Origin of the sequence: Streptomyces avidinii (assembly GCF_045161815.1) — a bacterium.
Classification (GTDB): Bacteria; Actinomycetota; Actinomycetes; order Streptomycetales; family Streptomycetaceae; genus Streptomyces; species Streptomyces avidinii.
On sequence record NZ_CP108863.1, the window covers coordinates 4446722 to 4459194 of the forward strand.

The window sequence follows — 12473 nt, forward strand, 5'->3', positions numbered from 1 at the left end:
CCGCCCCGGGGTGTGAGCCTCCGCCCCGCCCACTGCATCGAAGGATGTACCCCGCCTTCGTCCACCCGCACGACGTACGGGCACCCGTGCGCCGGGACGCTGGAGTCATGGCCGACACCCTGCTCGCCCCGGCGGCACAGAAGACCGCCAGGCTCCCCCTCCTCGACGTCCTGCGCGGCGCCGCCATCCTCGGCACGCTCATGACCAACGTCTGGATCTTCACCGCGCCCGGTTCGGAGTGGTCGGTGCTCCAGGGCGGGCCGAAGCCCCCCGACCCGCTCTCCGACCCCTCCGCCGCCCACATCGCCGAGAGCGTCTTCCGCTTCCTCGCCGACGGCAAGTTCCTGGCCCTCCTGACGGTCCTGTTCGGCGTGGGCCTGGCCATCCAGTACGACTCCGCCGCCCGCCGCGGCGAGCCCTGGCCCGGCCGCTACCCGCGCCGCGCCGCCTTCCTCTTCGTCGAGGGCACCGTGCACTTCGTGCTCGTCTTCGCCTGGGACGTGCTGATGGGGTACGCCGTCACCGCCCTGCTCGTCGCGTGGCTGCTGGCCCGCTCCGAGAAGGTGCGGCGGCGGGCCATGTGGACGGCCGGCGCGGTGCACCTGGCGCTGGTCTCCCTGCTGACCCTCGACGCGCTGAGCCGCCCCGACCGCCCCTCGAGGGACACGGACCCGGCCGCCGTCGAGCTGTACGCCCACGGCGGCTGGCCCGCCCAGATCGCCTTCCGCCTGGAGCACTTCCTCGCCCTGCGCATCGAGCCGGTCATCTCCTTCGGGCTGCTCGTCCTCCTCTTCCTGCTCGGAGTACGGCTGCACCGCGCCGGCGCCTTCACCGCCACCGCCGAGGGCCGCCGCATCCGGACCCGGATGGCCGCCTGGGGCCTGGGCCTCGGCCTGCCGCTGAACGCCGCGACCACCCTGGGCGGCGGCGACTTCTACCTCCTGGGCCGCTACGGCGCCGCCCCGCTGCTCGCCCTCGGCTACATCGGCCTGATCGGCATCGCCCTGGACCGGCGGTGGATCCCGGCCGCCGTGCGCACCGCCCTCGGCTCCGTCGGCCGCACCGCCCTGTCCTGCTACGTCGCCCAGAACCTGCTCTGCATGCTGCTCTGCTACGGCATCGGGCTCGGCCTCGCCGAGCGCCTCGGCGGCAGCGGTCCGTGGTGGGTGATGGGCCTGTGGGCGGGCGTGGGCCTGACCCTGGCCGCCGGATCGTGGCTGTGGCTGCGCCGCTTCAACCACGGCCCCCTGGAGGCCGTCCAGCGCACCGCCCTCAGGCCGCGCCGGTGACCGCGACGACCTCCACGTCCAGTACGAACTCGTCGTACGGGGCCTCGTCCGGGTAGGGCGGCCGGACCTGCGCGAAGCGGATCCGGGCCCGGCCCCCGCCCGGCGGGCGGCCCCGGACGACATAGGTCCGCTCGACCGGCGCCCCGGGGAGGCCCGCGCCGGACGGCGTTGTGCCGTCGGGCGTTGCGCCGGAGGCCGTCGGCCCCTCCGCCACCGTCACCACGTCCGCATCCCCGGTGACGTGCCAGGTCCACACGTACCCGCGCGCGCCGCGCCCGGTGAGCCGCAGCTCGTACGGCTCGCCCGGGCCCAGCACGATGCTCCGTACCTCCACAGCCGCCCGGTCCTCTCAGACGGGGCCGATCACCGACCCCTCGTGCCAGCCCGCGCCGTCCCGCCAGTAGTGCTGGAGGCGGCGGTCGGTGCGCAGGACGATGACTTCCAGGTTGAACCCGAAGCTGCCCTGGAGCATCCCGGTGACGGCGGCGACGTCGTGCCCGAAGACCGCGCTGCGGCGCCAGGGCGAGCCGCCCGCGTTGCCGCGCCACCAGTGCTCCACCCGACCGCCGGCGACGGCCACGCACAGCTCGTAGTTCCCGGCGGTGTCCTCGTCGGCGGCCCCGTACTGCCCCTCGATCAGGCAGGGCGCGGAGACGGCCGCCGTACCGCTGCCGAAGATCTCCCCGGCTCGCCAGGCGAAGCCGTTCGGGTCGTCGCGCCACCACAGCTGCATGCGGCCGTCGGTGAGGGCGGCGACGAGGTCGAGGTGGCGGGCGCGGGTCTGGACGAGGGCGGGCCCGTAGTGGGCGATGCCGGAGGCGAAGCGGCCGCCGTCGTTCCAGGTCCAGGGGGCGCCGTTGATCCGCCACCAGTGGCCCAGACGGCCGTCGGCGGTCCGGACCACCACCTCGAAGTTGCCCGGCCTGCCGTAGTCGCTCTGGATGAACGCCGGGGTCGAGCCGACCGCCGCGTCGCCCGGCCCGAAGACGCCGCCGTCGCGCCAGACGGCGGCGGACTGCTCGTAGTACCAGTGGCGCAGCCGGCCGCCGGTGGTCACGTGCAGGGACTCCATGTTGCGGTTGTAGGTGGTCCCGGTGAAGGCGGGCTGGCCGGAGGCGTCGGTGGCGAAGGTGCCCGCACGGGCCCAGGCGAACGGGGAGTCCCCCTCCCGCCACCAGTGCTGGAGCCGGCCGCCGGTGGTGGTGGCGAGGAGCTCGAAGTTGCGGTGGGCGCGGCCGTTGCCGCTCTCGTAGACGTTGCCGGTGTGCAGGCGGCGCTTGGTCCACGGGTCGATGTTCGTGCCGCGCAGGCCGCACTTGGCCCAGTGGTCGATGTTGACCTCGCCGTAGGCGATACGGCCGTAGCCGCCGACGTGGTAACCGGTCCCCCAGGAGTTCTTGAACAGCCAGCAGCCGGCCGCGTCGTCGTAGCCGACGATCAACACGCAGTGTCCGCCCGCGAGATGGTCGCTGGTGCGGTGGTAGACGCCGGAGCCGAGCCCGAAGAAGTCGTCGTAGACGTCGAAGCAGGCGGTCAGCGGGCCGACCGTGTCCAGCCAGACCTTCTGCTGCTCCACGTCGCCGAGCCGGACGTAGTCGGTGATCCGGACGGTCCGCCCGGACCGGTCCCAGCTGGGCGTGTACTCGGCGCGCCAGGCGTCGCGGCGGGCGGCCGGCAGCCCCGCGGGCGGGGTGCTGTACGGCCAGCAGTCCGGGTCGGCGAGCCCGCCGTTCGACGTGATCCAGTCGAGGGCGGTCTCCGGATTGCTGCCCTGCCCGCAGGTGAAGCGCAGACCGTCGTGCACGTCCCCCTCGGAGCGCTCCGTCCACACGTCGTGCTCGATCCGGGCCATGGACTCCACCAGGCCGGCGGCGCCGAAGGCCCAGCAGGAACCGCACGGGTTCTGGTCCTTCACCTTGGTGATCCACGGCCAGCCCCAGCGGCTGCGCCAGTCCACGGCCGCGGGCCGGGCCTGAGCCACCGGCCCCCGCACCCCGGGCAGCAGCCCGTGGGCGGCCCGGCGCCGGGTCAGATGCGGATTGCCGCTCGCGTGGCCGATGATCCCCGGCAGATCGATCACCCCCACGTCCTCGGCGGGTGTCAGGTTCGCCCCGGGCTCCAGACCGAGCGAAGGCCGCGGCACGGGCTCCTCGTCGGCGAGATGCTCCAGGACCGTCCAGCGCGCCCCCCGTGCGACGAGCTGCGCGCGCAGCTCCCCCACCGACTGCACGGACTCCTCCGGCATAGCGGCCCCCCAGCTGCAACCGTTCGGACTCAAGACCCGGGAGCGTCCCGTGGGCGCAGTGGGGCGTCAAGGGGGTTCGTACGGTCGCGCGGTGGCACGAGGGGGCGTGCCACGGCGCGGGGCGGCGGCCGCCCGTTCCCGCGGGCTCAACCGTCCAGCGAGATCCCGTGCTTGGCGCGGGTCACGGATTCCTCCGACGCGGGAGCGCCGGGGTTCTCCGTCGCCAGCGCCTGGTTGAGGCTGACGAAGGGCCGCATCCGCTCCTCGTAGCGGGCGTACGCGGCGAGGTGGTCGCCCGGCGCCTGCGCGAGGCTGTCGGCCAGCACGTGGGCGCCCACCAGGGCCAGGCCGGTGCCCTGCCCCGAGAGGGGGGAGGGGCAGTAGCCGGCGTCGCCGAGCAGGGCCACGCGGCCCCGCGACCACGTGTCCATGCGGATCTGGGCCATCGCGTCGCAGTAGAAGTCGGGGGCCCTGCGGGCGGCCTCGGCCAGGCGGGCCCCTTCCCACTGAAGGGTTTCCAGCCGGTCGACGACGAGCCGCCGCAGGGCGTCGCCGGTGCGCAGCTCCGGGGCCAGCGGGCCGGACTCGAAGCCGAAGGCGATCCGCAGTTCGGTGTTCTCGCGCACCGGCATGATGCCGAAGCCCATGTCCCCGTCGCGCAGCCACATCTGCCAGTCCTCCAGGGCGAGGAAGTTGTCCGCGCCGAACACCGAGAGGTAGCTGCCCAGGTGGTGGACGAAGCGCTCCTCGGGGCCGAAGGCCAGCCTGCGCACGGTGGAGTGCAGGCCGTCCGCCCCGACGACGAGGTCGAAGGTGCGCGGCGCCGCGTGCGTGAACCGGGCGCGCACGCCGCTTTCGTCCTCGTCGAGTGCGGTGATGCTGTCCCCGAAGAGGTACTCGACGTCCGCGCGGGTGTGTTCGTGGACCATCCGCACCAGGTCCTCGCGCAGCACCTCGATGTCCTCGCCGTCGAGCCGGCCGCTGCTGAAGGTCGCCTCGGTGGAGCGGTCCACCTCGCTGCCGTCGGGGCCGAGGATCGACATGCCGCGCATCCGGGTGCGTACGCGGCTCGCCCGCTCCAGCAGGCCCATGCGGTCGACGACGTCGAGCGCGACGCCGCGGATGTCCACGGCCTGCCCGCCGGCGCGCGGGCCGGGGGCGCGCTCGACGACGGTGGGCTCGAAGCCGTGGTGGCGCAGGCGGTGGGCGAGGACGGGGCCGGCGATGCCGCCGCCGGAGATGAGTACGGTCCGCATGAGGAGCTCCTTCGCTGGTCTGTACGCTGTACGCAGTCTGAATGTACGACGTACGCACAGGTCTCTCAACAGGCACAACTACGCACCTGTACTAGGTCAGAGCAGCGCGGGCGGCCATCGCCGCTGCTACCCTCTGCACTAGTACAGGAGAGGAAGGCGGCAGAACGTGACGCAGACCACAGGCGCAGCCGGTGATCCCCCCTACCTGCGCATCGTCGCCGCGATCCGGCGGCGCATCGCAAACGGGGAACTCGCCCCCGGTGATCGGGTCCCCTCCACCCGGCAGATCGCCTCCGAATGGGGCGTCGCGCTCGCCACCGCCACCAAGGCCCTGACCACCCTGCGCCTGGAGGGCCTGGTCGAGGCCCGTCCCCGGATCGGCACGGTCGTCGCCACGAGCACCCCGCTCGCGCCCGCCGCGGCGCCCCGCACCCGTCCGTCACCCGCCGCGAACACCCCGGCGCAGCCGGCGCACCCGGCGGCTCCGGCCTCCGAGCAGGAGCTGACCCTCGACCGGATCGTCCGCAGCGCCATCGACATCGCCGACGCCGAAGGACTCGCGGCGCTCTCCATGCGCGGCGTCGCGGCCCGGCTCGGCGTCGCGGCCATGTCGACCTACCGGTACGTCCCGAGCAAGGAGGACCTGATCCTCCTCATGGCCGACGCCGCCTACGGCGAGGAGTCCAACCCCGCCGACGCCCCCGCCCACTGGCGGGCGCGCATCGAGGTCGGCGCCCGCACCCTGTGGCGCGTGTACCGCAAGCACCCGTGGCTGGCCCGGATCAGCTCCCTCACCCGCCCGTTGCTCCTGCCCAACCTGCTCGTCCACGGCGAATGGATGCTGGCCGCACTCGACGGCCACGGACTCGACCCGAGCACCCTTTTCGACATCCACGTCCTGCTCTACAGCCATGTGCAGGGCCTGGCCGCGCACCTGGAGATGGAGGCCGACGCCGAAGCCGCCACGGGCCAGTCGGAGGACCAGTGGATGGACAGCCGCGCCCCCGTCCTCCAGGAACTGGTGGACTCCGGCCGCTTCCCCACCTTCGCCAAGGTGGTCGGATCCTTCGAGGACGGCTACGACCTGCGGCTCGACGCGCTCTTCGAGTTGGGCCTCCGAGCCCTCCTCGACGGCCTCACCCCCGTCGTCGAAGGCTAGGCTCGGCCGTATGGGGACCTGGATCGCGCCGAGCGTCATCGAGAGAGAGCTGTACGGGGCCAAGACCGCCGGCGACTGGGCCGCGTACTTCGACGTACTGGCCCGCACGCCGCTGTACGTGGCACAGCCCCGCGCGCAGTCCGACGCGCACCCCGGCTCGGTGTTCTTCCACGCCACCCCGGACCGGATGCTCGTCGTCCACACCGCCGGCATGCTGCCCGCCCCCACCCCCGAGACGGTCTTCGAGTCCCGCAGCCTGCGCTGGTTCGCCGAGGTCTGGGCCGCCGACGACCCCGCCTTCCTCGCCGTGAACCCGGGCTCCCCCGCCGAGGCCTACCTCACCACCGCCCCCGCCGACCTGGCCCGCTGGCGCGCCCACGCGGAGGCCTCCCCGCACTACGGCCTGCCCGAGGGCAAGGTCCACGCCCTCTTCACCGGCGGCCCGCTGCACGGGCCCGTCGCCCACGGGCTCGCCGTCGGCAGCCATCTCGCCGTGACCAACGGCGAGTTCTGGAACTCCCTCGCCTACCACGGCAGCGGCTACCAGTACGAGCGCCGCCGCGTCGCGAAGAGCTGGAGCATCACCGAACGCTCCGACTGGCTCTCCACCCTGCACACGCTGCTGGCCTCCGAAATGGTCAGCCCAGTCTGGGAGTACGCGCTCCGCGTCCGCCGCGCCCTCGCCTCCGACTTCGCCGGGCCCGTGGACGTGGAGCACTGGCGGCACGTCGCCGAGGCGAGCCTGCGCCGCAACGCCGAACGCGCCGCCGAACCGCAGCTCACCCCCGAAGGGGTCACCGTCGCCCAGCCGCGCCCCGGCGCCGAGGTGGAGGGGGAAATAGCCGGCGTCAGGCGCCTCATCGGCCGGATCGCCCGCTACGAGCAGCGCTTCCGGGCCGACGGACTGCTCCCCCCTGACGGCTGGGTCCGCTCCGTGGAGGGCTGGGACATCGGCCGGGCCTCGCAGATGGCCCGCTGGGGCGTCGGCTGCCGCTACGGGACCGTCGCCGAGGCCGAGCAGGCCGTACTGCGCGCCGGGGAGGCCGCCCGCGACACGTACCGCTCGTGGGAGGAGTTCTCCGCCGGGTACGTCCTCGGCCGGTGCCTGCACTTCGACGAGGAGGAGTTCGGTACCTGGTACACGACCGCCCTCGCCGCGCACCTCGCGCTGACGACCGACCCGGCGAGCCCCTGGCGCAACATCCCCTGGAACCTCGGGTAGTCGGCCGGCCGGGCCGGAAATCCCCGGTGGCCGCCGGGCGCCCCGGCTAGCCTCGCCGCCATGACTGCTGAGCTGAACGAGACCGTACGGGGGCTGCTCGACGCGCCGCACCCCGCCGTCCTGTCGACCATCAACCCCGACGGAAGCCCGCAGAGTTCGGTGATCTGGGTGACCCGGGACGGCGGCGACCTGCTGATCTCCACCGAGGAGGGCCGCCGCAAGGAGCGCAACATCGTGCGGGACGGCCGGGTCGGCGTCACCGTCTTCGACCTGGCCAATCCCTTCCTCTACGCCGAGATCCGCGGCACGGCCACCGTCACCGAGGACATCGGCCGGAAGGTGGCCGTCCGGATCGCCGAGGAGTACATGGGCCCGGGCGCCGGCAAGGAGTACCAGCAGGCCCCGGCCGAGGACGTCCGCGTGGTCGTCCGCATCACCCCGACCAAGGTCCTCGGCAACGCGGCCCGCTGAGCCGGCAGCACGGAGCCCCGGCCCCCGCGGCGTGCGGGGACCGGGGCTCCGTGGTGTCTGTGCTCAGCCCTGGGTGAAGTACCCGAGCAGGTCGGCGATCACGTGGTTGGGACCGCCCCACTGGCCGTTGTAGACGCTGACCTTGCCGTCCGCGACCGGGGTCGTCACGTGGTTCGGGACGGTCAGACCCGGCAGGGTCTGCAGGCTGCTCGCCTCCGGACGGGCCGAGCCGAAGCCGTACGCGGTGAGGAAGCCCGCACCGGTGCTCTCGGTCGCCGTCAGGTTCAGCACCGCACCCACCGCGCCGGCCGGCACCCCGGCCACCGTCGTGGTGCCGCCCGCGGCGACGATGCCCGTCGTACGGGTGTCCGCGAGGCGCCCCGGCACGACCGGCGTGAAGAGCGCCTTGCCGTCCTTGCCGTAGTAGCCCACCGCGTCCACGATCAGCTGCACGGAACCGGCGTGGTTGTACAGGGTGATCGTCCCGTCCGGGCCGACCGGCACGATGGCCTGGTTCGACTTGGCCCTACCGGGCTCCGGGTTCAGGTTCGACGCCGGCTCGGGCCGCTTCGCCGGGTCGGGGTAGGCGACCACGAACGAGTTCTGCGTCGCCTCGGTGCTCGTCAGGTTCACCGCGACGGCCTGGGCGTCGGCCGGGATCCCGCCGACGCCGGCGACCTTGACCGTACGGGTCGTCCCACCGGCCACCGGGCCGCCGGCGGTACGGGTGTCCGCGAGCCGGGTCGGGGCGACGGGGCTGAACTTCTGCCCCGCGTTCGGCTGGTAGTAGCCGACGAAGTCCACGATGACGTCTGCGCGGCCGGCGTTGAGGTAGAACCAGACCTGGCCTTCCTTACCGACGGGGACGGTCACGGTGTTGGACACGGTGGCACCCGCACGGGCGTTGAGGCTCGATGTCGTCGGCCGGTCGTCGTACGTCGACGCGACGTTGAGGTAGGCGTCCTGTGTGACACCGGTGAGGGTCACGTTGATGACCGCCGCGGACATGCCGCCCGAGGCCATGCCCGACGCGTGGAGCGGGGCCGGCATGCCGATGGACGCGGGGCTGCCGCCCTGGAGGGTGCCGCCGTGGACGCGGGTGTCCTTGAGCCGGAAGGGAGTGACGGCCACGTAGCCGGCCCTGGCGTAGTCCACGTGCACGGACCGGGTCGTCGTGGACTTGGTGCCCTTGACGTCGACGACGGTGACGGCCGCCTTGTAGTCGCCCGGCCTGGAGTAGGTGTGCGTGGCGGTGGCCAGACCTGCGAGGCTCTTCTGGGAGCCGTCCCCGAAGTCCACCTCGGTGCGGTCCACCGGCCACGGGGTCGCCGAGGCCGAGGGGTCGAGGGACATGGTCAGCGGGGGGACGCGCGTCGTCGTGTCGTCCGGGGCGGGCAGGACCGGACCGGCCGAGAAGGCCGCTGTCAGCGGGCCGGCGGCGGTCACCTTGACCGGCTTCTCCGTGGTGGCCTTCTGGCCGACGGCGTTGACGGCCGTCACCTTGATCACGTAGTCGCCCGCCTTGCTGTAGGCGTGCGTGGCCAGACCGTGGGCGCCGGTGCCCTGCTGGGTGACGACCGGGGGCGTCCCGTCGCCGAAGTCGACGTGGTAGCTCATCGCGGTGGGCCAGTTGCTGTCGGAGACGGCCTGCACCTCCACCTTCGTGCCGACGGGCGCCCAGGTCTGGTCGACGTGCATCCAGGTCTGGCTCAGGCCGTCGTGGGTCTCGTAGGCGCCGCGGTCCAGGTAACCGCCGTTCTTGCCCGTGTTGGGGACCAGCGGGTCGTCCGCGGTCGGTCTTCCGTCGATGTCTGTGGGCAGCACGCCCGGCGCCGTCGGGTCGGCGGAGTCGACGGTCGGGGAGCCTTCGACCGGGCCGAGGCCGTCCTGGCCCGGGTTCAGGATGTCGTGTCCGCCCTGACCGGTCGCGGCGTGGAACGCCGCCGGGTCCGGGTACGTGGTGCCGGCCCAGCTGTAGGGCACCTGGGAGGCGACCAGGTTGTAGTCGGCGACGGTGCCCGCCGTCGCGCTCTGCGCGATCAGGATGGCGTTGCGCGCACCGTCGGTCCTGCAGGAATCGCCGGCCTTGGCGACGATCACGTTGTTGAACAGGCCGGCGCCCGTCGAACCGTCGGCGATCGAGAGGGCGGCGCCGCAGTAGCCGTGGACCGTGTTGTTCGTGACGACGGTGCCGGGTGCGTCGACGGCGGAGACCGCTGGTCCGACCGGGCCGGAGATGAGGTTGCGGCTGAGCACGGTGCCCTGCGAGCCGCCCTCGATCCGGACGCCGAGCAGATTGCTCCGGCCGATGCGTACGTCCTTGCTCGCGCCGTCGACCGCGACGGAGTCGAGCCTGCCCCGTACGGCTCGGATCCGGTCCAGCCCGACGTCGGTGGAACCGCTGATCTGAACGCCGCCGCGGGCGAACAGGCTGCCCAGCACCACGTGGGAAGCACCCCGGACGGTCACCGTCTTGCCGAGGTCGGCCTGCTGGCCCACCGCTGGTCCGTCGGCGACGAAGCTGATCGGCTTGCCCGGCGCTCCCGAGCGGTCGATGGTGACGGCCTCGGCGTAGGTCCAGCCCGGCTTGATCCGGACCGTCTGGCCCGGGAGCACGGCCTTGGCCGCCGCCGAGATCGTGCAGTACGGAACGGCCTGCGTACCGGCTCCGGTGTCGGAGCAGCCCGAGCCGTCCTGGTTGTTGACGTAGAGGTTGGTCGGGGTCTCGGCGGCCGCGGCGGCCGGAACACCGAGAAGGGTGACGAGACCTGCGGTCAGCAGGACCGTCGTGCGGGTGGGACGCACCAGTGGGGTTCCTTCGTGGAGAGACTGAGTGGAGTCACGAAGGATGCTGCGGCGCCGCACGACCGGTAGACGTCCTGTTCCCCCAGCGACAGTCGGGCGCACGCAACCCCCCGCGTACTGCGCTCAGTATCGCTCTACGAAAGCCGAAGTCACGCGCTCTTTTACCGGCTACGGCAATCGCGGCCGCACCGCCGCCCAGGCGTCGACCGCGGCCGACAGCGGATCGGCGTCCGCGAGGTGGGGGCGGGCGAGGACCAGCCACGGGATCAGGGCCTTGATGCGGCGCAGGTGCCGGATGCGGTGGTACGGAAGGTCGCGCCAGGCCCGGCCCTGCGCCGCGGCCTGATCCGGGGTCAGGTCCATCAGCGCCAGCAGCTCCCGGCACAGGGCGGCCGGGTCGCCGCCCCGGTCCGGGCCGAACCGCTGGATCAAGTACGCCTGTACGCAGGCAAGTTCGGGCGCCCTGAGCAGATCGGGCACGCCCTCGGCCCGCGCGCTGCGGTGGGTCGCGGCGAGCGCGATCCGGCCCCAGCGCAGCCGGATCCCGTCCGGCAGCCGCTCGTCCCGCATCCGCACCCCGGCCAGCACGCGCAGGGTCCGCGGGTGCGGTTCCTCCTGCAGCGGCGGGTCGGTGGCCAGCCAGGCCTCCAGGTCCTCCAGCGAGTGCCCGTCGGGCGGCACCGAGGTCAGCACCTGACCCCGGGTGAGCAGCGCGACCACGGCTCCCGCGAGGTGGACCTTCGCGATGTGCCCGGCGTCGAAGGAGCCGACGACCCGCCCGTGGCGCTCGATGTGGCGCAGGCCCATCCGGTACTCCCCGACCGCGTAGACCTGTCCGGCCCGCGCCACCCCGCCGACGCACCGGACCACGCACACGCCGCCCGTGACGTCGGCCTCCTCGACGGAGTACACCTGCAATTCGGCGATGGACACCCCAGCCCCCTTCCCCGGGCGGAGGTTACCTCCCGGGGGGCGGGGGCCGCCCGGTTCACCGGTCCGGGGACTCCAGGACCAGGCGGATCTCGGTGACCTCGTAGCCGGCGCGCTCGAAGGCGGCGGCCATCGGCACGTTGACGGTGTCGGTGGTCGCGGTGATGCGCTCGGCGCCCTCGGCCGCGTGGAACCGGGTGATCTCGCCGAGGATCTCGTCGATCAGCCCCTGGCCGCGCTGCTCCGGTACGACGCCCAGGTAGCCGACGTTGCGGTGGTACGGGGTCGCCGACGGGATGGCCAGGCCCGCGAGGCGGCCGTCCGGGAGGTGGGCCAGGCGCCACCAGGAGCGCTCGCCGGGGCAGTCGAGGTAGAAGTCGAAGTCCTCACGGGCCAGCTGCTCGGCTTCCATCAGCAGCAGTTCGTGCTGCGTGGCCAGGTCGAGGCTGTCCCGGGAGAGCCGGACGAAGGCCTCCAGCATCTCCTCGTCGGTGCCCTCGCGGAAGACGAGCCGGCCGGTGGGCTCCGCCGTGCCGGCGTCCGGGATCCACTCGTAGCGCAGGCGCTCGATCTCGCGCGTCAGCCCGGCCCCGGCCGCGGCCTCCCGGCGCCAGGCGACGGCCGCGGCCAGCTCCGGCTCGTCCCGCCAGCCGCGGGGCAGCGAGAGGTTGTAGCCCGGCCGCTTGCCGAAGGCCGCGTGGCCGGCCTCCAGCAGCCCGGCGGCGACCGCGGCCGGATCGGCCACGCCGGCCCCGACCTGGAGGCAGTCGAGCGCGACGGGCCGCTCGCTGTCGGCGCGCCCCCACCACAGCGCGCGGGCGAGGATCCGCCCGTCCCCGTCCTCGGCGAGCCAGATCCATTCGGGCCGGATCCGGTTGCCCGCGAGCTCCTCGCGGATCCGCTCGGTGGTCAGGGCGGGGACCGGGCCGTCGGCCGGATGGGCGACGGCCCGGTCCAGGTCTGCGGGATCAGCGGTCACAGCGCGAAAGAACATCCGGCGATGATCACACAGGGCGCGCGGCACCGACCAGGGCTTTACCGCCCCGGGTACGGCCGATGGCCGGCCTCCTCGGGGAGACCGGCCATCGGGGTGGGA

Annotated in this window: 10 protein-coding genes; 4 read left to right on the forward strand and 6 right to left on the reverse strand. The window is 73.4% G+C overall.

The annotated features are described in order from the left end of the window. The first annotated feature begins 107 nt into the window (after window positions 1-107). On the forward strand, window positions 108-1289 hold the full coding sequence (locus OG373_RS19840; RefSeq protein ID WP_405439455.1) for a DUF418 domain-containing protein: 1182 nt from the start codon (window positions 108-110) through the stop codon (window positions 1287-1289). On the opposite strand, the gene OG373_RS19845 is transcribed toward OG373_RS19840, so the two are convergent. From OG373_RS19845 to OG373_RS19855, 3 genes are all read right to left on the reverse strand, one after another. Beyond that, window positions 1273-1623 (reverse strand): protease inhibitor I42 family protein, encoded by a 351-nt coding sequence (locus OG373_RS19845; RefSeq protein ID WP_405439456.1) that lies wholly within the window; start codon window positions 1621-1623, stop codon window positions 1273-1275. The two genes, OG373_RS19840 and OG373_RS19845, sit on opposite strands and share 17 nt — an antisense overlap. Window positions 1624-1638: 15 nt before the next feature. Continuing rightward, window positions 1639-3534, reverse strand: a complete 1896-nt coding sequence (locus OG373_RS19850) for a C1 family peptidase (RefSeq protein WP_405439457.1) — start codon at window positions 3532-3534, stop codon at window positions 1639-1641. A gap of 146 nt (window positions 3535-3680) precedes the next feature. Then, entirely contained in the window at window positions 3681-4790 is a 1110-nt protein-coding gene (locus OG373_RS19855) for an FAD-dependent monooxygenase (protein WP_405439458.1), read from the reverse strand. Between the two features lie 166 nt (window positions 4791-4956). Between OG373_RS19855 and OG373_RS19860 the strand changes: the two genes are divergently transcribed. The 3 genes from OG373_RS19860 to OG373_RS19870 are packed head-to-tail and all read left to right on the forward strand — an operon-like array spanning window position 4957 to window position 7642. Beyond that, window positions 4957-5949 (forward strand): TetR/AcrR family transcriptional regulator C-terminal domain-containing protein, encoded by a 993-nt coding sequence (locus OG373_RS19860; RefSeq protein WP_405439459.1) that lies wholly within the window; start codon window positions 4957-4959, stop codon window positions 5947-5949. 10 nt (window positions 5950-5959) lie between these two features. After that, the gene (locus OG373_RS19865) at window positions 5960-7171 is read left to right on the forward strand and encodes a DUF1266 domain-containing protein (RefSeq protein WP_405439460.1); all 1212 of its coding nucleotides are present in this window, start codon (window positions 5960-5962) and stop codon (window positions 7169-7171) included. Between the two features lie 60 nt (window positions 7172-7231). Further along, a complete protein-coding gene (locus tag OG373_RS19870) occupies window positions 7232-7642 on the forward strand; it encodes a PPOX class F420-dependent oxidoreductase (RefSeq protein WP_405439461.1) in 411 nt (136 codons plus the stop codon). A gap of 63 nt (window positions 7643-7705) precedes the next feature. On the opposite strand, the gene OG373_RS19875 is transcribed toward OG373_RS19870, so the two are convergent. From OG373_RS19875 to OG373_RS19885, 3 genes are all read right to left on the reverse strand, one after another. Continuing rightward, the gene (locus OG373_RS19875) at window positions 7706-10447 is read right to left on the reverse strand and encodes a PKD domain-containing protein (RefSeq protein ID WP_405439462.1); all 2742 of its coding nucleotides are present in this window, start codon (window positions 10445-10447) and stop codon (window positions 7706-7708) included. A gap of 168 nt (window positions 10448-10615) precedes the next feature. Next, window positions 10616-11380: a hypothetical protein gene (locus OG373_RS19880; RefSeq protein ID WP_405439463.1), complete on the reverse strand. Its 765-nt coding sequence runs from the start codon at window positions 11378-11380 to the stop codon at window positions 10616-10618. A gap of 55 nt (window positions 11381-11435) precedes the next feature. Beyond that, on the reverse strand, window positions 11436-12371 hold the full coding sequence (locus tag OG373_RS19885; protein WP_405439464.1) for a GNAT family N-acetyltransferase: 936 nt from the start codon (window positions 12369-12371) through the stop codon (window positions 11436-11438). Window positions 12372-12473: the final 102 nt, after the last annotated feature.

What these genes read in the sequence shown, in the direction of transcription:
- OG373_RS19850 (WP_405439457.1), bottom strand. Translation starts at nt 3,534, where the DNA reads ATGCCGGAGGAGTCCGTGCAGTCGGTGGGGGAGCTGCGCGCGCAGCTC.
- OG373_RS19855 (WP_405439458.1), bottom strand. Translation starts at nt 4,790, where the DNA reads ATGCGGACCGTACTCATCTCCGGCGGCGGCATCGCCGGCCCCGTCCTC.
- OG373_RS19870 (WP_405439461.1), top strand. Translation starts at nt 7,232, where the DNA reads ATGACTGCTGAGCTGAACGAGACCGTACGGGGGCTGCTCGACGCGCCG.
- OG373_RS19885 (WP_405439464.1), bottom strand. Translation starts at nt 12,371, where the DNA reads ATGTTCTTTCGCGCTGTGACCGCTGATCCCGCAGACCTGGACCGGGCC.
- OG373_RS19865 (WP_405439460.1), top strand. Translation starts at nt 5,960, where the DNA reads ATGGGGACCTGGATCGCGCCGAGCGTCATCGAGAGAGAGCTGTACGGG.
- OG373_RS19840 (WP_405439455.1), top strand. Translation starts at nt 108, where the DNA reads ATGGCCGACACCCTGCTCGCCCCGGCGGCACAGAAGACCGCCAGGCTC.